Source organism: Streptomyces sp. NPDC037083 (assembly GCF_055606485.1).
The window spans coordinates 279,636-297,940 of the sequence record NZ_JBVJSQ010000006.1 but is presented as its reverse complement, the minus strand read 5'-3'; the positions used below and the strand labels follow the sequence as shown (position 1 = coordinate 297,940).

Sequence of the window (18,305 nt, the reverse complement as noted above, 5' to 3'; positions counted from 1 at the left end):
AACACATGGGGGATTCATGTTCCGACCCGCACGCGAACCACAGAGCAAACGGCATGTCCGCTCCTCGTACTACGTCGTCGGCGAGGGCATCCTCGCCGAGTCCCAGGACGGCGGTCCCGCGCAGCCGCTGACCGCCTCCACCGTGGCGGACCTGCGCAAGTTCCGCTTCTCCCGGCTCGGGCCCCGTTCCCGGCCGGCCCAGCAGCTCGACCGGAACGCCCGCACCGAGCTGGCCAGGGCGATGACGGACCCCGAGCGGGACCACCCCGACCTGCCGGGGGTCCCGTCGGGGTTCACCTACCTCGGCCAGTTCGTGGACCACGACCTCACCCTGGACGCCACGGCGGTGCGCCTCGAGGACGAGATCACCGTCCGCCAGCTCCTGCAGGGCCGCTCCCCGGCCCTCGACCTCGACTCCCTCTACGGCCTGGGGCCCGACCACCGCTTCGACCGTCGGTTCTACGACGACGACGGGATCAGGCTGAAGACCGGGACCACCCAGGGAGTGCCGAACGACGCCTCGATCGTCGGCCGCCCGCTCGCCGGGTTCGACCTGCCCAGGACGGGAGCGGGCTCGCTGAAGTCCGAGCGGCGCCGGGCGCTGATCCCCGACCCGCGCAACGACGAGAACCTGGTAGTCGCCCAGATCCACGCCGCCTTCATCCGGTTCCACAACCGGGTGGTCGCCGACCTGGTCGGCAAGGGCGTGTCGAGCGCCGTGCTGTTCGAGTCGGCGCGCGAGACCGTCGTCAAGCACTACCAGTGGATGCTGCGCCACGACTTCCTCGGCCGGATCGTCGATCCCGACATCGTCGACGACGTGTTCGACAGCGGCCGCAAGGTGGTCGATCCGACGCCCGGCGAGCACGACCTGCCGACCATGCCGATCGAGTTCTCGGTGGCCGCCTACCGGCTGGGCCACAGCATGGTCCGGGGCCGCTACAACTGGAACCGCGTCTTCGACCAGGGCCGGGGAACCCTGGAGCTGCTGTTCCGGTTCAGCGGCACCAGCGGCATCCTCTCGCCGCCTCCCGCCGACACGGCGGACCCCGAGGCGGGCGATTTCGAGCGCCTTCCCACCAACTGGATCGCCGACTTCCGCCGGCTGTTCGCCTTCCAGGAGGCGGTGCCGGACCGGCCCGAACTCCAGGTGCCCGCGGCGCAGTTCAACCTCGCCAAGCGCATCGACACCCTGCTCGTCAATCCGCTCGCCGACCTGCCGCTCGGGTCCTTCGGCGGGCGGGGACAGCAGGCGCCGCCGGAGATCGAGCTGAATCTCGCCTTCCGCAACCTCACCCGGGCCTCGATGCTGCGGCTCGCGACCGGACAGCAGATGGTCGAGCACTTCCTCGAGCGCAAGGTCGACGTGGAGCCGCTGACCAAGGCCGACTTCGCCCGGGGCGGCGGTGCACAGCTCTCCCCCGACCTCGTGGACGCGGTCGCCGGGCACGCCCCGCTGTGGTTCTACATCCTGCGCGAGGCCGAGGTGAAGGGCGGCGGGAAGCTGACCGGGGTCGGCGGCCGCATCGTCGCCGAGGTCTTCCACCGGGCCCTGGAGGGCAGTCGGCACTCGATCGTGCGCGACCCCTTCTGGCGTCCCTTCCTCAGCCCGGTGGAGGACCGCAACGCCAAGGACGTCTTCGAGATGACCGACCTGCTGCTGTACGCCTTCGAGGGACGGGACGACCAGCTCAACCCGCTGGGTCCGGTGACCTGAGCAGGCGACGGGAGGGCGGCGAACGGGAGCGGTCCGGCCGGTCGTGCCGCGGACGCGGGGTGCCCGGCCGGACCGGCCGTCGCACGGTCGGCCCACCCGGCCTGCCGGCGCCGCCGGTCCCCTCTAGCGTCTGACCATGCGCTCTCGTGTCGTCGCCGTCGCCCTCGGCTGTGCGTCCCTGCTCCTGCTCGGCGCGGCCCCCGGCAGCGGCGCGCCCGCGCCGCTGCCGGCCCGGATGGCGGACACCGGCGGCGGCGCCCAGCTGATCACCGCCGTGGCCCCGCGGGCCGGCTCCACCTCGGGCACGGTCTCCTGGTGGGACCTGCGCGAGGGGCGGTGGGTGCGCGCCGGTTCCGCACCGGCGCGGTTCGGCGCCAACGGCCTGGTCCAGGGGGCCTCACGGCGGCAGGGCACGAACACCACGCCGACGGGCCTGTACGGCCTCCCGTTCGCGTTCGGCCTGCAGCCGCCGCCGCGCGGGACGACGTACGCGTACCGTCCCGTGCGGCCGAACTCGTGGTGGTGTCAGGACAACGCCTCCCGGGACTACAACCGGTGGTCCGAACCGCGGCCGGCCGACTGCCGGGCCGCGGAGTCCGAGCACCTGGTCTCCTACCGGACGCAGTACGCGCACGCGCTGGTCATCGGGTTCAACTACGACAGGCCGGTGCGCGGCCGCGGTGCGGGGATCTTCCTGCACGTCGACGGCCGCGGGGCGACGGCGGGCTGTGTGTCGGCGCCGGCGGGCGCCGTGCGCCGGATGCTCGCGTGGGTCCGGCCGTCGAAGCACCCGCACATCGCGATCGGCACGACCTCCGGGCCGACGGCGATCACCCGGTACTGAGCCGGCGGCCACAGGGCAGGCGCATCCGCCGACGGTCGGCCCGAGCCTCGGTCACCCGCGGTCGCCCCCGGTCGGCGACGGTCTCGGCGCCAGGCTGAACACTCCGCGTCCGCGGCCCGTATCTGAGGGCCAAGGGTCCGTACCCACGGAGGAACTGTGACCACGACGATCGCCGGCGGCCGTGCCGCCCGCCGCCAGACGATGCGCCGCATCCGTCCGCGCCGCTCCCCGGCCGTTCCGCTGCTGCTCGCCGTCTGGGCGGGCGCGGCAGGAGTGCTGTGGTTGTGGTGGAGCAACACCCCGAACATCGCGGACGACAACAGCAAGATCCTCAACGCGGGACGGATCACCGGTCTGCTCGCCGGGTACCTGATGGCGCTCGTCGTGCTGCAGATGGCACGGGTGCCGGCGCTGGAACGGCGGGTGGGCTCGGACCGGGTCGCCCGCTGGCACGCCATGAGCGGCCGGTACACGCTCTGCCTGACCTTCGCGCACGTCTTCCTCATCATGTGGGGCTACGCGCTGCAGGCGGGCAAGTCGCTCGGAGACATCGTCCAGCAGACGATCGACTCCATCAACCAGCTGCCGGACATGGGCAAGGCGGCGATCGGCACCGGTCTGCTGCTGCTCATCGGCCTGGTCTCGATCGGCCCGGTGCGCAAGCGGATGCCGTACGACACCTGGTACCACATCCACCTGATGACGTACGCGGCGGTGTTCTTCACCTTCTGGCACCAGATCACCACCGGCAACGACTTCGCCGTCGAGCCGACCGCGAAGACCGCCTGGTACGCGCTGTACGGGTCGGTCACCGCGCTGGTCGTCTGGTACCGCATCATCACCCCGCTCCGGCTGAACCTGCGTCACCGCATGTACGTCGAGGCGGTCATCGAGGAGACGCCGGGCATCGTGTCCGTGTTGATCGGCGGGCGCAAGCTGCACCGGATGGGCGCGGAGGCCGGGCAGTTCTTCCGGTGGCGGTTCCTCGCGCCGGGGATGCGGTTCAGCTCCCACCCGTACTCGCTGTCGGCGGCCCCCCGCCCCGAACTGCTGCGGATCACGGTCAAGGCGATCGGCGACCACAGCGCGGCGCTGCGCGAGCTGCGGCCCGGCACGAAGGTGTGGGCCGAGGGCCCCTACGGCGCGATGACGGCGTCCCGGCGCAGCCGCGGCAAGGTGCTGCTGGTGGCCGGCGGGGTCGGCATCACGCCGATGCGGGCGCTGTTCGAGACGCTGCCGGGCGCGGCCGGTGACATCACCCTCCTCTACCGGGCCAACAGCACCCAGGACCTGGCCCTGTGGGACGAGCTGGCGAAGATCGCCGACGAGCGCGGGGCGCGGCTGATGTACGCGGTCAACAGCCCCGACGGGGAGCGCCCCGACATCTCGGCGGAATCCCTCCAGCGGAAGATCCCCGACATCGACAGCCATGACGTCTTCATGTGCGGGCCCAACGGCTTCGCCCAGGGTGTGTACGAGGCACTGCGCGGCGCCGGGGTTCCCGCCCGCCGTATCCACCACGAGTCGTTCGAGATGTGAGCGACCCGTACGCACGGGAACCTCGCCACCAACGGAAACCAGGAGCTCAGGAAGCGATGAGGAAGAGTCACCCTCTTCGGCGGGTCGTGCTGGCCACCGCCGCCACCGTGTCCGGGATCGTGCTGCTGCTGTCGCTGAAACCGGCGTCCGACCCGGGCGCCGCGCAGGCGGCGGGCGCGGGTGCGGGCGCGGGCGCGGCCGCACAGGAAGCGGCGCAGGGCGGAGCCGGTGCGCCGGTGACCGGCTCGATGACCGGTGACGCCGTCCAGACGCAGTACGGGGCCGTGCAGGTCCGGATCACGGTCGTCGAGAACAAGATCACCAAGGCCGAGGCCGTCCAGGCTCCCAAGGGCGGCACCAGCTCCCAGAAGACCGAGCTGGCCGTTCCCAGGCTCAACGCGGCCGTCGTCGCCAAGCAGAGCGCGGACATCGACACCGTCTCCGGGGCGACCTACACCAGCGAGGGCTACAAGAAGTCCCTGCAGTCGGCGATCGACAAGGCCAACGCCAGTGCGGGGTCCGGCCAGGGCTCCGGCAGCGCGCAGGCCGCCGGCACCTTCACCGGGGACGCGGTGCAGACGCAGTACGGCGCCGTGCAGGTCCGGATCACCGTGGCCGGCGGGAAGATCACCAAGGCCGACGCGGTCCAGGCCCCCAAGGGCGGCACCAGCTCCCAGAAGACCGAGCTCTCCGTCCCCAAGCTCAACCAGGAGGCGGTCGCCGCGGGCAGCGCGGACATCGACACGGTGTCCGGAGCCACCTACACGAGCGAGGGCTACAAGAAGTCCCTGCAGTCGGCGCTGGACAAGGCGAAGACGAGCGGGGGGTCGTCGTCGGGCTCCGGCGCCGCGGGCTCCTCGGCCGGTTCCTCGGCGGGCTCGTCCGCCGGGTCCTCCTCCGGGGCCGCGCAGGCCAAGACCGTTACCGGCAGCGTCCAGCAGACGCAGTACGGGCCGGTCCAGGTCCGGATCACCGTGGCCGGCGGGAAGATCACCAAGGCCGAGGCGGTCCAGGCCCCCTCGGGCGGCACCAGCTCCCAGAAGACCGAACTCTCCGTCCCCAAGCTCAACCAGGAGGCGGTCGCCGCGGGCAGCGCGGACATCGACTCGGTCTCCGGCGCGACCTACACCAGCGAGGGCTACAAGAAGTCCCTGCAGTCGGCGCTGGACCAGGCCGGTGGCTGACACGGTGGCCGAGTCGGCGCCGGCCCCCGCCGTGGTGCGTCATGTGGAAGAGGTCATGGGGACCGTCTTCTCCTTCGACGTCCGCGGCGGCCGGGCCGATGCGGTGCGGGCGGCGCTGGACGAGGCGATCGCCTCGCTGCACCGGGTGAACGAGGTCTTCAGCACCTATCGCGAGGACAGCCAGGTGTCCCGGCTGGTGCGCGGTGAGCTGACCGTCGAGGAGTGCGATCCCGAAGTCGCCGAGGTGCTGGAGCTGGGCGCCGAGGCGGAACGGGTGAGCGAGGGCTGGTTCAGCATGCGCTACCAGGGCCGTCTCGACCCGACCGGCATCGTCAAGGGCTGGGCCGCCGAGCGCGCCGCCCGGCTGATCGCGGCGGCGGGCGTGAGCGGGGTCAGCGTCAACGGCGGCGGGGACGTTCAGCTGCTGGGCGTTCCCGGGCCCGAGCGGCCCTGGCGGGTCGGGGTCTCGGACCCGCTGCGCCCGGGCGGGCTGGCAGCGGTCGTGTCGGCGGCGGGCGCCGAGGAGCTGGCGGTGGCCACGTCCGGGACGGCGGAGCGGGGCGCGCATGTCGTCGACCCCCGCACGGGCCGTTCCGCGGTGACGGATCTGGTGGCCGTCACGGTGGTCGCCCCTCGTCTGACCTGGGCCGACTGCTGGGCCACGGCGGCCTTCGCGATGGGGTCGCGGGAGGCGTTGGCGTGGCTGGAGTCGCTGCCCGACGTCGAGGCGTTGCTGATCACGGCGGGCGACGAGGTGCGGTGCACGGGCGGTCTGGCTCGACGGCTCGGGTGAGCGGGGACCGGGCAGGACGGTGAGCCGCGGCCCGGCGCCACCGCCTCACCGGGGGGGTACCTCACAGGTCCCCCGGCACGGGCGGCGGCACGAGGGGCCGCGCAGCACCGAGGGACGCACGCCGTCGGGCGCCGCGTGGACACGGCGCTCGGGGGTGGGAGCGGCCACCGGACGCCCGCGACCGCCCCCCGCCGGGACGTCCGGGTCGGCCTTGACGTGGTGCTCAGTGGCCGTTCTGGGCCAGCCGCAGCAGGTGATCCGCCAGCGCCTGCCCGCCCGTGGGCTCCCTGCTGATCAGCAGCAGCGTGTCGTCGCCGGCGATGGTCCCGAGGATGTCGTGCAGCTCCGCCTGGTCGATGGCGGAGGCCAGGAACTGTGCGGCCCCCGGAGGGGTGCGCAGCACCACGAGGTTGGCGGACGCCTCCGCGGAGATCAGCAGCTCCTGCGACAGCCGCCGCATCCGCTCCTCCTTCGCCGACTCCCCGAGCGGAGCCCGGGGGGTCCGGAAGCCCCCCTCGCTGGGCACCGCGTAGATCAGGTCGCCGTCGGTGTTACGGATCTTCACCGCGTTCAGCTCGTCCAGGTCCCGCGACAGCGTCGCCTGCGTGACGCTCAACCCGTCGTCGGCCAGCAGCTTCGCCAACTGGCTCTGCGAGCGCACCGGCTGCCGGTTGAGGATGTCCACGATCCGGCGGTGACGCGCGGTGCGGGTCTGCGGCACGGCGGGCCCGTTGACCCCGGCCTGCTCATGGTCCTGCGCCTGGCTCATCGTCGTCTCATTCTCCGGATCCGTCCCCGTTCACTGCGTCGAGGATGCCGGGCAGCGCCCCGAGGAACGCCTCCACCTCGTCGTCGCCGAGGTTCAGCGGCGGCATCAGCCGGACGACGTCGGGGGCGGGCGCGTTCACCAGGATCCCGGCCTCCTGAGCCGCCTGGCGCACCTGGGGCGCGAGGGGCTCGGTGAGCACGATACCCAGGAGGAGGCCCGCTCCCCGGACATAATCGATCAACGGATGGCCCGCATCCGTGATTCCGTCCCGCAACTTCTCGCTCTGCCGCTTGACGTTCTCCAGCAACCCCTCGTTCTCGATGGTGTCGAGCACGGCGAGCCCGGCGGCGCAGGCGACGGGGTTTCCGCCGAACGTCGTTCCGTGCTGGCCGGGCCGGAGCAGCTCCGCGGCCCGCCCGAAGGCGACGGTCGCGCCCAGCGGCAGACCGCCGCCGAGGCCCTTGGCCAGGGTCACGACGTCCGGCAGGACGCCCTCGTGGGCCTGGTACTCGAACCAGTGACCGGTCCGGCCGATGCCGGTCTGCACCTCGTCCAGGACCAGCAGCGCACCCGTGGCGGCGGTGATCGCACGCGCCGCCTTGAGGTAGCCGGCGGGCGGGACGACGACGCCGACCTCGCCCTGGACCGGCTCCAGGACGACGAGCGCGGTCTCCTCGGTGACGGCGGCGGCCAGCGCCTGCGCGTCGCCGAACGGGACGTGGGTGACGTCGCCGGGCAGCGGCAGGAACGGCTCCCGCTTGCCCTGCTGGCCGGTGAGCGCGAGGGCGCCCATGGTCCGGCCGTGGAAGGCGCCCTCGGTGGCGACGACGTGCTTGCGCCCGGTCAGCCGGCCGATCTTGAAGGCGGCCTCGTTGGCCTCGGCGCCCGAGTTGCAGAAGAAGACCCTGCCGTCCCGACCGAAGAGCTGGAGGAGCCGTTCGGCGAGGGTGACGGTCGGCTCGGCCATGAAGAAGTTGGAGATGTGGCCGAGGGACGCGATCTGGCGGCTCACCGCGTCCACGACGGCCGGGTGGGCGTGGCCGAGCGCGTTGACCGCGATGCCGCCGACGAAGTCGAGGTACTCCTTGCCGTCCGCGTCCCAGACCCGGCTGCCCTCGCCGCGCACCAGGGACAGCAGGGGGGTGCCGTAGTTGTTCATGAGCGCGCCCTGCCACCGCGCGGTCAGTTCCTGGTCGGCGTCGCTCACGGCTCCCCCTGTCCGTCCGGCACGACCATCGTGCCGATCCCTTCGTCGGTGAAGATCTCCAGCAGGATCGAGTGCTGGACCCGCCCGTCGATGACCCGGGCCGTGTTGACGCCGTTGCGCACGGCGTGCAGACAGCCCTCCATCTTCGGGACCATGCCGGAGCTCAGGTCCGGCAGCAGCTTCTCCAGTTGGGAAGCCGTGAGGCGGCTGATCACCTCGTCGCTGTTCGGCCAGTCCTCGTAGAGGCCCTCGACGTCCGTGAGGACCATGAGGGTTTCGGCGCCCAGCGCAGCAGCGAGTGCCGCAGCCGCCGTATCAGCATTGACGTTGTAGACATGTCCGTCGTCCTGGCTACGGGCGATCGACGAGACGACCGGGATGCGGCCGTCGGCGAGCAGGGCCTCGATGGCGCCCGTGTCGATCGCGGTGATCTCGCCGACCCGGCCGATGTCGACCGGCTCGCCGTCGATCTCGGGCTGGTGCCTGGTGGCGGTGATGGTGTGCGCGTCCTCGCCGGTCAGTCCGACGGCGAGCGGCCCGTGCTGGTTGAGCAGGCCGACCAGTTCGCGCTGGACCTGCCCGGCGAGCACCATCCGTACGACGTCCATGGCCTCCTCGGTGGTGACGCGCAGGCCGGCCTTGAACTCGCTGACGATGCCGTGCTTGTCGAGGGCGGCGCTGATCTGCGGGCCGCCGCCGTGCACGACGACCGGCTTGAGACCGGCGTGGTGCAGGAAGACGACGTCCTGCGCGAAGGCGGCCTTCAGGTCGTCGTCGATCATGGCGTTGCCGCCGAACTTGATCACGACGGTCCTGCCGTTGTGGCGGACCAGCCAGGGCAGCGCCTCGATGAGGATCTGGGCCTTGGGAAGCGCGGTGTGTTTGCGGGTCACGTTGCTCATGAGGAGTAGGCGCTGTTCTCGTGGACGTAGTCGGCGGTCAGGTCGTTGGTCCAGATGACGGCCGACTCCGAGCCGGCGGCCAGGTCGGCGACGATGTGCACCTCGCGGTAGCGCATGTCGACCCGGTCACGGTCCTCGCCGACGCCGCCGTTCTTGCAGACCCAGACGCCGTTGATGGCGACGTTGAGCCGGTCGGGCTCGAAGGCGGCCCGCGTCGTGCCGATGGCGGAGAGCACGCGGCCCCAGTTGGGGTCCTCGCCGTGGATCGCGCACTTGAGGAGGTTGTTGCGGGCGATGGAGCGGCCCACCTCGACGGCGTCGTCCTCGGTCGCGGCGTTGACCACCTCGACCTTGATGTCCTTGCTGGCGCCCTCGGCGTCGCGGATGAGCTGCTGGCCGAGGTCGTCGCAGACCTGCCGTACGGCGTCGGCGAACTCCTGGTACTCCGGGGCGGCGCCGGAGGCGCCGGAGGCGAGCAGCAGCACGGTGTCGTTGGTGGACATGCAGCCGTCGGAGTCGACGCGGTCGAAGGTGACCTTGGTGGCGGCGCGCAGCGCCCTGTCCAGGGTCGCGCTGTCGAGGTCGGCGTCGGTGGTGAGGACGACGAGCATGGTGGCGAGGCCCGGGGCCAGCATGCCGGCGCCCTTGGCCATGCCGCCGACGGTCCAGCCGTCCCCGGTCACGACGGACGTCTTGTGGACGGTGTCGGTGGTCTTGATGGCGATGGCGGCCTTCTCGCCGCCGTGCTCGCTCAGGGAGGCGGCGGCCGTCTCGACGCCGGGCAGCAGTCTGTCCATGGGAAGCAGGACGCCGATGAGGCCCGTGGAGCACACGGCCACCTCGCCCGCGCCCACGCCGAGCACGTCGGCGACCTTCTCGGCGGTGGCGTGCGTGTCCTGGAAGCCCTTCGGACCCGTACAGGCGTTGGCGCCACCGGAGTTGAGGATCACGGCGGCGAGCTCACCGCTCTTGAGGACCTGCTCCGACCACAGCACCGGCGCGGCCTTGACGCGGTTGGAGGTGAAGACGCCCGCGGCGGCGCGACGGGGCCCGGCGTTGACCACGAGGGCCAGGTCCGGGTTGCCGTTCTCCTTGATCCCGGCGGCGATGCCCGCCGCCGTGAATCCCTTGGCTGCCGTGACGCTCACGGTGCGACTCCGATCGTGGAAAGCCCGGTGGTCTCGTCGAGTCCGAGGGCGAGGTTCATGCTCTGGAGGGCGCCGCCCGCGGTGCCCTTGGTCAGGTTGTCGATGGCGCTGATGGCGATGATGCGGCCTGCGGCCTCGTCGTACGCGACCTGCACCTGAACGGCGTTGGAACCGTAGACGGACGCCGTCGCGGGCCACTGCCCCTCGGGCAGGAGGTGGACGAAGGGCTCGTCGGCGTAGGCCTTCTCGTAGGCGGCGCGGACGGCTTCGGCGCTCACGCCGGGCCTCGCCCTGGCACTGCAGGTGGCGAGGATCCCGCGGGACATCGGCACGAGGGTGGGCGTGAAGGAGACGGAGACCGGCTCGCCCGCCGCCGCGCTGAGGTTCTGGATCATCTCCGGGGTGTGCCGGTGGACGCCGCCCACGCCGTACGGCGACATGGAGCCCATGACCTCCGAGCCCAGCAGGTGCGTCTTGGGCGCCTTGCCCGCGCCGGAGGTGCCCGAGGCGGCGACGATCACGGCCTCGTTCTCGGCGATTCCGGCGGCGTACGCGGGGAACAGGGCCAGCGAGACGGCCGTGGGGTAGCAACCGGGGACCGCGATGCGCTTGGACCCCTCCAGCGCGGCGCGGCCGCCCGGCAGTTCGGGGAGGCCGTAGGGCCAGGTCCCGGCGTGCGCGGAGCCGTAGAACCTCTCCCAGTCGGCGGCGTCCTTCAGACGGAAGTCGGCGCCCATGTCGACGACGAGGACGTCCGGGCCGAGCTGCTCGGCGACGGCGGCGGACTGTCCGTGCGGGAGGGCGAGGAAGACGACGTCGTGTCCGGCGAGCACCTCGGCAGTGGTCTCCTGCAGCACGCGGCCGGCCAGCGGCAGCAGGTGCGGCTGGAGCGCGCCGAGCTTCTGGCCGGCGTTGGAATTGCCGGTCAGGGCGCCGATCTCGATCTCGGGATGCGCGAGGAGCAGGCGCAGCAGCTCTCCGCCCGCGTACCCGCTCGCTCCGGCCACCGCCGCACGTACCACCATGGACTCCTCCTCCTGGACGGCATGACTATACGTTTCGCTGCACTTTTATGCAATCAATCCATGAGTCGACGCCGGACACGGCGGCCGGCGTCCCGGCCGGGGGGCCGGCCGGTGGAAGAGGTCCGTGGGAAGCCGCCGGGCATCGGTCCGGCGGCCGGGCGGCCGTCGGGCGTGGGCCGGGGGCGCCCACGCCCGACGGGTGGGGCTACCTGTGCCTGATCCGCAGGAAGGTGATCGAGTTCGCCGGGAAGGTGTAGGTGAACCTGCCGGCGACCCCGGTGAACGTGGAGGTCACCGGGGCGACCGGGGTCGCGGTCTGCGTGTTGACGGCGTCCGGCGCGGCGGCCAGCGTGGTCGTCTTCGCCGTGGACGCGACCTTGGCGCCACCGAGGTCGATCGCCGTGCGGGCGTCGGCGGACTGGGCGTTGACGACCTTGACGATCAGGTCGCCGGTCCTCTCGTCCTCGGTGACGACCTGGCGGAACGGCTCGGCCGGCTTGTCGTCGGTGAAACTGCCCCACAGCTGGCCGTCGAGGAAGAGGGTGACCTGGCGGCCCCGCACCTTCACGTCGACGTCGTAGGCGCGGCCCGTCTCGACGGACCCGGCCCTGGACATCAGCGTCGACTTTCCGCCGTCCACGGCCTGCTCGACGGCGGACTGGGTGTTGTTCCAGCCGCCCAGGTTCCACCAGTAGTAGTTGCCGGTGTCCTTGACGCCGAAGGCGACGAGGAAGCCCTCCTTGCCGGACTTCTTGGTGGCCTTCACATGCAGGTCGTAGTCGTGCCAGGCCACGTCACCGGCCGAGACCATGGTGTTCTCGGCCGCCGTGTCGGTCTGCACGTACTGCCCGTCCTGGAGGGTCCAGCTGCCGCCTCCGGTGTGCGTCCACTTCGAGGCGTCGCCGGAGAAGTCGTCGTCCAGCAGCGTGGCGCCGTCCGCGTCCGTCACCTTCACGTCGTCGTACGCCGCGCCGGTCGCCCAGGTGGAGAGGCCGACGGCGCCCGTGATGGGCCCCTGCAGGGACGGGGTGCCGGTGGCCGTCGAGGGGACCACGCGGTCGCCCACGTTGGTCATGAACAGCTTCTGGACCTCGTAGTTGGCGGAGTTCCAGGAGGCGTGGTTGTTGAACCACACCAGGTCCGGGCTCCACTGGACGTAGTCCTCGTTGGCGAAGAGCGGGGCGTAGGAGGCGAGCTCGACGACGTCCGCGTTGCGTTCCAGGCCGGTCATGAAGGCGGCTTCGGCCAGGCCGTTCTTGAAGGCGTTGCCCCAGGAGGCGTACTCGCCGAGGAAGACCTTCGGGCCGCCGCGATCGTAGGAGTCGTAGCGGTCGTTGTTCTGCAGGAACCACTGCGGGCTGTTGTAGTAGTGCTCGTCGACCATGCCGACCTTCGCGTCCCGGTTCAGCTTCCAGGCCGTGTCGAAGGTGGAACCGGCGTCGTCGGGGCCGGAGTTGGAGATGACGGTGATGGCCGGGTACTTCGCCTCGATCGCGGCGCGGAACTCCTTGAAGCGGGCGAAGAACTCGTTCGGGAGGTTCTCCTCGTTGCCCACCTCGATGTGGGTGAGGTGGAAGGGCTTGGGGTGGCCCATCTGTGCGCGCTTCTTGCCCCAGGTGGAGGTCACCGGGCCGTTGGCGAACTCGATGAGGTCCAGGGTGTCCTGGATGTGCCGCCTGAGCAGCGCGTCGTCCACGACGGCCCTGTCCTGGCCGCAGCCCGTGACCAGGGCGGGGACGACGGGCAGCGGCATCGCGCCGATGTCCTCGGCGAAACGGAAGTACTCGTAGTAGCCGAGGCCGTAACCCTGGTTGTAGCCCCAGAAGTTGGAGTTGGCCGCGCGCTCCTCCACGGGGCCTACGGTGTCCTTCCACTGGTAGGAGCGGGCGCGCTGCCAGCCGGAGGCCTCGCTGTAGTCCTGCATGGACCCGGTGTTCACCAGGCAGCCGCCGGGGAAGCGCACAAAGCCAGGCTTCAGGGCGGCGATCTTCTCGGCGAGGTCCTTGCGCAGTCCGTTGGGCTCGTGCCGGTAGGTGTCGCGGGGGAACAGGGACACCATGTCGAGGGCGGCAGCGGCGGCGGAGGCGACGGTCAGACGGCCCGCGCTGCTGCTGCGGGTCGCCGTGAAGGCCGTCTCGTACCGGGCCCAGCCGCCCGCGCGCACCGCCACCCTGCGGGCCGTGGCCAGCGTCCCGCCGGCGTCCTGGAGGCTCACGGTGAGCGTGCTGCCGCCGGCTGCGCGGGCCCACACCGAGAAGTCGTACCTCTTGCCCTGCTCGACCCGGACGCCGGTGTTGTAGCCGGCGTTGGTGACGGACGAACCGGCGCCCAGGGAGAGGTAGTTGCGGTTGCGTTCGTTCAGCCGGCCGTCGTCGTCGACGACGTTCGCCGCGCCCTCGACCGTCCAGGAGGTCAGCGGGGTGTAGGACCGGTTGTCGACCGTCGAGTACTCGAAGGACCGGTTCTGCACCAGCTCGGCGTACAGGCCGCCGTCGGCGGCCCGGTTGATGTCCTCGAAGAAGACGCCGTACATCGTGTCGTCGATCTTCGCGCCCCCGGCGGCGGGGTCGACGGTGATGGCGTAGTCGGTGGCGACGGCGGCCTGGGCGGGGGCCGGGACCGGACCGGCGGCCAGCAGGAGGGCGCTCGCGCCGAGACCGAGTCTCAGTCGGGTGGTGCTGCGTGACATGGATGCTCCGCGGCTCTCTGTGCACAGAAGTTCGACAGGACGACGTTCGAAATTGCGGACACTGATCAGCACTTCGAACGGCAAGATAGGGAGGGGGCCGAAGAGCGTCAATGGGTCGCGCGGCAGCGGAAGTTTCGGGAGTGAACGGGCATGGGTGAGTTCTGGCCAGTCTCCGACGCGCTGGTTCACCTGGCCGGGAGCTGGCGGGCGGAACGCAGCGTGCGGGATCTCGCGAGCGGGGACACGGGCACGTTCACGGGTGCGACCGTCTTCCGGCCACTCGCCGAGGGCGGCCTGCTGCACCTCGAGACCGGCACGTTCACCTGGCAGGGCGTCGTCCGGCCCGCCGAGCGCACACTGCGCTTCCTGCCGGGGCAAACGCCCGGCACGGCGGACGTCCGGTTCGCCGACGGCCGGCCCTTTCACGACCTGGACCTGAGGACCGGCCTGCATGTGGCCGACCACCCCTGCTCGGCCGATCTCTACCGCGGCGAGTTCACCGTCGCGGACCCCGACCACTGGCGGACGGTGTGGCGGGTGCGCGGCCCGGCCAAGGACCTGCTGCTGACGACGGACTACGCGCGCGTGGGCTGAACCGCCGCCCCCTCCAGACGCAGGTTCCAGCGCCCGCCCCGGCCGGTGACGGTCGTCGTCGACAGGGGACGTACGTCGATGTTCCAGTACGTCGCCGGCGGCGCCTTGAGCGCGTACACCACGGCGGCGCGGATCACGCTGGGCTCGGCGACCGCGACGATCTTGTCGCCGTCGCCGATCGGCCGGGTGTCGAGCCAGTCGCCCACCCTGGTGACGAAGTCCAGCAGGGACTCGCCGCCGTGCGGGGTCGCCAGCGGGTCGGCCAGCCAGGCGTCCACGGCCTGCGGCTCACGGGCCATCGCCTCGCCCAGGGTGAGACCCCGCCAGCGCCCCATGTCGCAGTCGCGCAGCGCGAGCTGGACCAGCGGCGCGTAGCCGAGGGCGTCGCCGGTGGCGCGGCTGCGCGGGGTGGGCGAGCAGTAGCGCAGTCCGGCGGCGGCCAGCGGCAGCAGGTCGGGGACCGCCCGCTGCACCTCGTCCCAGCCCGGCTGGTCCAGCGGCCGGTCGTCCTCGAAGCGCTCCGCGAGCAGCGAGGAGCTGCGAGCGGCGGCGACGAACGTGACCCGAAGTGGCATGCGGTGATGGTGAGCCGCCGAAGTGAGCAGGTCAAGAGACGTTACGCGCGAGTTATGAGGGCTGCGCCAAACCTTGCCGAAAGGTCTGGACACGGCAGGGCAAGTCACTCGAAAACGAGCGCCATCCACCGGTCGGGCACGGCGAGCGGCCTGAATCCGGCCTTCTCGTACACGCCGTGCGCGTCATGGGTGGCCAGCAGGACGCGGCGCAGTCCGTGCGGCCTGAGGTGCTCCCGGACCGCCTCGACCATCGACGTGCCGAGCCCCTTGCCGCGCACCGCCGGGTCCACGTACACATCGCACAGCCAGGCGAAGGTGGCCTGATCCGTCACCACCCGGGCATAGGCGACCTGCTCCCCCGAGGCCGTGTCGTACACCCCGAAGTTGAGCGAGCCCGCGAGCGCCCGCTCCTGCTTGTCCCGCGGCCGCCCGACGGCCCAGTACGCGTCGGTCGACAGCCATCGATGCACCCGCTCGACGTCGATGCGGTCGGGGTCGGTGGAGATCTCGTAGCCGTCGGCGAGGCTGGCGGTGTGGGTCATGGCGGGATCCTCACAGCGGGGGGCGCGTCATGTCGAAGGGTTTACGGGGAACGCCTCGTCGCATGCCGTCCGCAGCCGCCGCACCCCCTCCGCGATCTCCTGCGTCCCGGCGACGGCCGCGAAGCTCAGCCGCACGTGGGCGGCCGGGGGTTCGGCGCTGAAGTACGGGCGGCCAGGGGTGAGGGCGACGCCGGCCCGCAGGGCGGCGGCCGCGAACGCCGCGTCTCCCCCGGCGCCGAATGCCTGGGAGGGGCCCTCGGCGCCGTCGGGCAGTCGCAGCCACAGGTGGTAACCGCCGGACGGGACGTGCGGCAGGGCCAGCCGGGGCAGGCGCAGCCGCAGCGCGGAGGTCATCGCGTCCCGCCGGATCTTCAACTCGGCGGCCACCGCGCGCAGATGACGCGGCCAGGCCGGCGAGCCGACGAGTTCGAGGGCCGCCTCCTGGAGCGGGCGCGGCACGAAGAACGTGTCGACGACCTGGATGGCGCGCAGCCGTTCCAGCACCGGGCCGCGGGCGACCAGGGCGCTGACCCGGAAGCTCGGCGAGGTCGCCTTGGTCAGCGACCCGACGTGGACGACGACCCCGTCGGGGTCCTCGGCGACGAGCGGGCGCGGCAGCGGTCCGGCGTCCTCGTGCGCGAGCCGTCGCACGAAGTCGTCCTCCACGACGAAGGCGCCCGCCTCCCGGGCGATGCGCAGCACCTGCGCCCGTCGGTCTGCGGCGAGGACGGCGCCGGTGGGGTTCTGGAACAGCGGCTGGCAGACGAAGACCCGGGCGCCGCTCGCCCGGAACGCGTCGGCGAGCAGGTCCGGCCGCACCCCGTCGGCGTCGACCGGGACCGGGACGGGCCGCAGCCCCGCCGACCTGGCGATCGCGAGCATGCCGGGGTAGGTGGGCGACTCGACGAGCACCGGCGCGCCGGGCGGGGCGAGGGCGCGCAGGGCGGTGGTCAGCGCTGCCTGGCCGCCGGCTGCGACCAGCACCTCGGCCGCGGTGACCGAGCCACCGACCGCGCGGGCGAACCACTCGCGCAGTTCCGGCAGTCCCTCCATGGGCGGCCGCCCCCAGGCGCCGGGCCGCCGCCCCGCCCTGGCCAGGGCCGCGGCCATGGCACGCTCCGGCTGCAGCGAGGGGTGGAGGTAGCCGCCGTTGAACTCGATCACCCCGGGCGGCGGGGCGGCCAGTGACACCGTGACGCCGGAGGCGTCCACCGAGCGCGGGACGAGGTCGCCGGCGCCGCCCGCGCTCAGCGCGACCTCCTGCCAGGAGGTGTCGCCGGCGGGGGCGGGGGCGGCTCGCGACGGACGGGCCCGGAAGGCTCCCGCGCCGGGGCGCGTCACCACCAGCCCCTCGGCGGCCAGCTGCGCCAGCGCCCGCGAGACGGTCACGGGGCTCACCCGGAACCGTTCGACCAGGGCCCTGCTCGACGGGAGCTTTCCACCTGGAGAGTAGCGGTCCAGCTCCTGTCGCAGCCGATCAGCCAGCTCACCCACGCTGCTACGCTCTTGCATGAAGACACAGAGTAGCGCTATCGCACCGCCCACGATAGCGGTCAGCACCCCGGACGACCTGGCTCCGCGCGGCGGCCTCGGCACCCTGCAGGCCGCTCTCGGCGTCGTCGCCTTCTCGCTGACCTTCCCCGCCACCGCCTGGGGCCTGGAGGGGTTCGGCCCCTGGGCGCTGGTCGCGGTGCGCAGCGTCCTGGCCGCCCTGATCGCGGGCGCGTGTCTGCTCGCCATGAAGGTCCGCCCACCCGCCCGGCGGCACTGGGCGGGACTGGCCGTCGTGGCCGGCGGGGTCGTCGTCGGGTTCCCGCTGCTGACCACGCTCGCGTTGCAGACGTCCACGACCTCGCACGCGGCCGTGGTGGTCGGGCTGCTGCCGCTGACGACCGCGCTGCTGTCCGCCCTGCGCATGGGCACCCGCCCCTCCCGCACCTTCTGGGCGGCGGCCCTGGCCGGCGCGGGCGCGGTGGCGGCGTTCACCGTGCTGCAGAGCGGCGGGGCCCTGACCGGCGCGGACCTGTATCTGTTCGGGGCGCTGCTGGTGTGCGCGGCCGGCTACACCGAGGGCGGCAGGCTGGCCCGGGTCATACCGGGCTGGCAGGTGATCGGCTGGGCGCTGGTGTTCTGTCTGCCCCTCACCCTGCCCGCCGCCGCGGTCGCCCTGGCCCTCGAACCCGCCCGTCCGACCGCGCACAGCGTGGCCGGGCTGCTGTGGGTCGCCGCCGGCTCGCAGTTCCTCGGCCTGGTCGTCTGGTACCGGGGCATGGCGGCCATCGGCATTCCCAGGGCCAGCCAGTTGCAGTTGGCGCAGCCGCTGCTCACACTGGTGTGGTCGGTGCTGCTGCTGGGCGAGCACGTCACGCCCGCCGCTCCGCTGACGGCCGCGGCCGTGCTCGTCTGCATCGCCGTCACGCAGCGGGCGCGCGGCTAGTCCGGCCCCGGCCGCGACCCACCACGGACTCGACGCACGGACTCCCTTCAGGAACTCGAAGATCAGGACTCGAAGATCAGGGACTCGACAGCACGGACCGATGCTCCGGCACGGTGAGGAGGCCCACAGATGCGCGCTACCGCGGGCGACCAGCTTGTCCAGCACGGCAGGGTGGTCGGGCAACACGACAAGGTCGGCGAGATCGTCGAGGTACTGGGCCAGGGCGGCGACCCCCCGTACCGCGTCCGTTTCGAGGACGGGCACGTGGGCGTGTGCTCACCAGGCCCCGACACCGAGATCCGCCACAGGACGGCCGAGGAACGACGACCGTAGGACGTCC

Annotated in this window: 17 protein-coding genes; 8 read left to right on the top strand and 9 right to left on the bottom strand. The window is 72.1% G+C overall.

From position 1 onward, the window contains the following. The first annotated feature begins 16 nt into the window (after positions 1-16). The 5 genes from ACZ7DE_RS18760 (at position 17) to ACZ7DE_RS18740 (ending at position 6,077) form a co-directional block, all read left to right on the top strand. Entirely contained in the window at positions 17-1,717 is a 1,701-nt protein-coding gene (locus tag ACZ7DE_RS18760; protein WP_470762498.1) for a peroxidase family protein, read from the top strand. A 136-nt stretch (positions 1,718-1,853) separates the two neighbouring features. Continuing rightward, positions 1,854-2,561, top strand: coding sequence for a L,D-transpeptidase family protein (locus ACZ7DE_RS18755; protein WP_470762496.1), 708 nt, complete (start codon positions 1,854-1,856; stop codon positions 2,559-2,561). A 156-nt stretch (positions 2,562-2,717) separates the two neighbouring features. After that, positions 2,718-4,100, top strand: a complete 1,383-nt coding sequence (locus ACZ7DE_RS18750; protein ID WP_470762494.1) for a ferredoxin reductase family protein — start codon at positions 2,718-2,720, stop codon at positions 4,098-4,100. A gap of 56 nt (positions 4,101-4,156) precedes the next feature. Then, positions 4,157-5,284 (top strand): FMN-binding protein, encoded by a 1,128-nt coding sequence (locus tag ACZ7DE_RS18745; RefSeq protein ID WP_470762492.1) that lies wholly within the window; start codon positions 4,157-4,159, stop codon positions 5,282-5,284. 55 nt (positions 5,285-5,339) lie between these two features. Beyond that, positions 5,340-6,077 (top strand): FAD:protein FMN transferase, encoded by a 738-nt coding sequence (locus ACZ7DE_RS18740; protein ID WP_470762836.1) that lies wholly within the window; start codon positions 5,340-5,342, stop codon positions 6,075-6,077. A 223-nt stretch (positions 6,078-6,300) separates the two neighbouring features. On the opposite strand, the gene ACZ7DE_RS18735 is transcribed toward ACZ7DE_RS18740, so the two are convergent. The 6 genes from ACZ7DE_RS18735 to ACZ7DE_RS18710 all read right to left on the bottom strand — a co-directional run bounded on the left by ACZ7DE_RS18735 (position 6,301) and on the right by ACZ7DE_RS18710 (position 13,817). Then, entirely contained in the window at positions 6,301-6,846 is a 546-nt protein-coding gene (locus ACZ7DE_RS18735; protein WP_319334998.1) for an arginine repressor, read from the bottom strand. Positions 6,847-6,853: 7 nt separating this feature from the next. Beyond that, positions 6,854-8,053 carry an acetylornithine transaminase gene (locus ACZ7DE_RS18730; RefSeq protein WP_470762490.1) on the bottom strand — a complete coding sequence of 400 codons (1,200 nt, stop codon included), beginning with the start codon at positions 8,051-8,053 and terminating at the stop codon, positions 6,854-6,856. Beyond that, a complete protein-coding gene (gene argB, locus ACZ7DE_RS18725) occupies positions 8,050-8,955 on the bottom strand; it encodes an acetylglutamate kinase (RefSeq protein WP_470762487.1) in 906 nt (301 codons plus the stop codon). Before argB ends, ACZ7DE_RS18730 begins: the two co-directional genes overlap by 4 nt. Continuing rightward, positions 8,952-10,103, bottom strand: a complete 1,152-nt coding sequence (gene argJ, locus ACZ7DE_RS18720; RefSeq protein WP_470762486.1) for a bifunctional glutamate N-acetyltransferase/amino-acid acetyltransferase ArgJ — start codon at positions 10,101-10,103, stop codon at positions 8,952-8,954. Before argJ ends, argB begins: the two co-directional genes overlap by 4 nt. Next, a complete protein-coding gene (argC, locus tag ACZ7DE_RS18715; protein WP_470762484.1) occupies positions 10,100-11,128 on the bottom strand; it encodes an N-acetyl-gamma-glutamyl-phosphate reductase in 1,029 nt (342 codons plus the stop codon). The genes argJ and argC overlap by 4 nt, the downstream gene beginning before the upstream one ends. Before the next feature lie 205 nt (positions 11,129-11,333). Then, a complete protein-coding gene (locus ACZ7DE_RS18710) occupies positions 11,334-13,817 on the bottom strand; it encodes an alpha-L-arabinofuranosidase C-terminal domain-containing protein (protein WP_470762482.1) in 2,484 nt (827 codons plus the stop codon). Between the two features lie 150 nt (positions 13,818-13,967). Here ACZ7DE_RS18710 and ACZ7DE_RS18705 point away from each other — a divergent pair, with 150 nt between their 5' ends. Next, entirely contained in the window at positions 13,968-14,411 is a 444-nt protein-coding gene (locus tag ACZ7DE_RS18705) for a DUF6314 family protein (protein ID WP_470762480.1), read from the top strand. On the opposite strand, the gene ACZ7DE_RS18700 is transcribed toward ACZ7DE_RS18705, so the two are convergent. The 3 genes from ACZ7DE_RS18700 to ACZ7DE_RS18690 all read right to left on the bottom strand — a co-directional run bounded on the left by ACZ7DE_RS18700 (position 14,393) and on the right by ACZ7DE_RS18690 (position 17,040). Continuing rightward, positions 14,393-14,986: a histidine phosphatase family protein gene (locus ACZ7DE_RS18700; protein WP_470762479.1), complete on the bottom strand. Its 594-nt coding sequence runs from the start codon at positions 14,984-14,986 to the stop codon at positions 14,393-14,395. The genes ACZ7DE_RS18705 and ACZ7DE_RS18700 overlap by 19 nt on opposite strands. 104 nt (positions 14,987-15,090) lie before the next feature. After that, positions 15,091-15,528 carry a GNAT family N-acetyltransferase gene (locus ACZ7DE_RS18695; RefSeq protein ID WP_470762477.1) on the bottom strand — a complete coding sequence of 146 codons (438 nt, stop codon included), beginning with the start codon at positions 15,526-15,528 and terminating at the stop codon, positions 15,091-15,093. A 27-nt stretch (positions 15,529-15,555) separates the two neighbouring features. After that, positions 15,556-17,040 carry an aminotransferase-like domain-containing protein gene (locus tag ACZ7DE_RS18690; RefSeq protein ID WP_470762475.1) on the bottom strand — a complete coding sequence of 495 codons (1,485 nt, stop codon included), beginning with the start codon at positions 17,038-17,040 and terminating at the stop codon, positions 15,556-15,558. Between ACZ7DE_RS18690 and ACZ7DE_RS18685 the strand changes: the two genes are divergently transcribed. Next, positions 17,039-17,965, top strand: coding sequence for a DMT family transporter (locus ACZ7DE_RS18685; RefSeq protein ID WP_470762474.1), 927 nt, complete (start codon positions 17,039-17,041; stop codon positions 17,963-17,965). The two genes, ACZ7DE_RS18690 and ACZ7DE_RS18685, sit on opposite strands and share 2 nt — an antisense overlap. Positions 17,966-18,094: 129 nt before the next feature. Next, a complete protein-coding gene (locus ACZ7DE_RS18680; RefSeq protein ID WP_470762472.1) occupies positions 18,095-18,298 on the top strand; it encodes a DUF1918 domain-containing protein in 204 nt (67 codons plus the stop codon). Positions 18,299-18,305 lie beyond the last annotated feature (7 nt).

What these genes read in the sequence shown, in the direction of transcription:
- ACZ7DE_RS18760 (WP_470762498.1), top strand. Translation starts at nt 17, where the DNA reads ATGTTCCGACCCGCACGCGAACCACAGAGCAAACGGCATGTCCGCTCC.
- ACZ7DE_RS18755 (WP_470762496.1), top strand. Translation starts at nt 1,854, where the DNA reads ATGCGCTCTCGTGTCGTCGCCGTCGCCCTCGGCTGTGCGTCCCTGCTC.
- ACZ7DE_RS18745 (WP_470762492.1), top strand. Translation starts at nt 4,157, where the DNA reads ATGAGGAAGAGTCACCCTCTTCGGCGGGTCGTGCTGGCCACCGCCGCC.
- ACZ7DE_RS18740 (WP_470762836.1), top strand. Translation starts at nt 5,340, where the DNA reads ATGGGGACCGTCTTCTCCTTCGACGTCCGCGGCGGCCGGGCCGATGCG.
- ACZ7DE_RS18735 (WP_319334998.1), bottom strand. Translation starts at nt 6,846, where the DNA reads ATGAGCCAGGCGCAGGACCATGAGCAGGCCGGGGTCAACGGGCCCGCC.
- argB (WP_470762487.1), bottom strand. Translation starts at nt 8,955, where the DNA reads ATGAGCAACGTGACCCGCAAACACACCGCGCTTCCCAAGGCCCAGATC.
- argC (WP_470762484.1), bottom strand. Translation starts at nt 11,128, where the DNA reads ATGGTGGTACGTGCGGCGGTGGCCGGAGCGAGCGGGTACGCGGGCGGA.
- ACZ7DE_RS18710 (WP_470762482.1), bottom strand. Translation starts at nt 13,817, where the DNA reads ATGTCACGCAGCACCACCCGACTGAGACTCGGTCTCGGCGCGAGCGCC.
- ACZ7DE_RS18705 (WP_470762480.1), top strand. Translation starts at nt 13,968, where the DNA reads ATGGGTGAGTTCTGGCCAGTCTCCGACGCGCTGGTTCACCTGGCCGGG.
- ACZ7DE_RS18700 (WP_470762479.1), bottom strand. Translation starts at nt 14,986, where the DNA reads ATGCCACTTCGGGTCACGTTCGTCGCCGCCGCTCGCAGCTCCTCGCTG.
- ACZ7DE_RS18695 (WP_470762477.1), bottom strand. Translation starts at nt 15,528, where the DNA reads ATGACCCACACCGCCAGCCTCGCCGACGGCTACGAGATCTCCACCGAC.
- ACZ7DE_RS18685 (WP_470762474.1), top strand. Translation starts at nt 17,039, where the DNA reads ATGAAGACACAGAGTAGCGCTATCGCACCGCCCACGATAGCGGTCAGC.
- ACZ7DE_RS18690 (WP_470762475.1), bottom strand. Translation starts at nt 17,040, where the DNA reads ATGCAAGAGCGTAGCAGCGTGGGTGAGCTGGCTGATCGGCTGCGACAG.
- ACZ7DE_RS18680 (WP_470762472.1), top strand. Translation starts at nt 18,095, where the DNA reads ATGCGCGCTACCGCGGGCGACCAGCTTGTCCAGCACGGCAGGGTGGTC.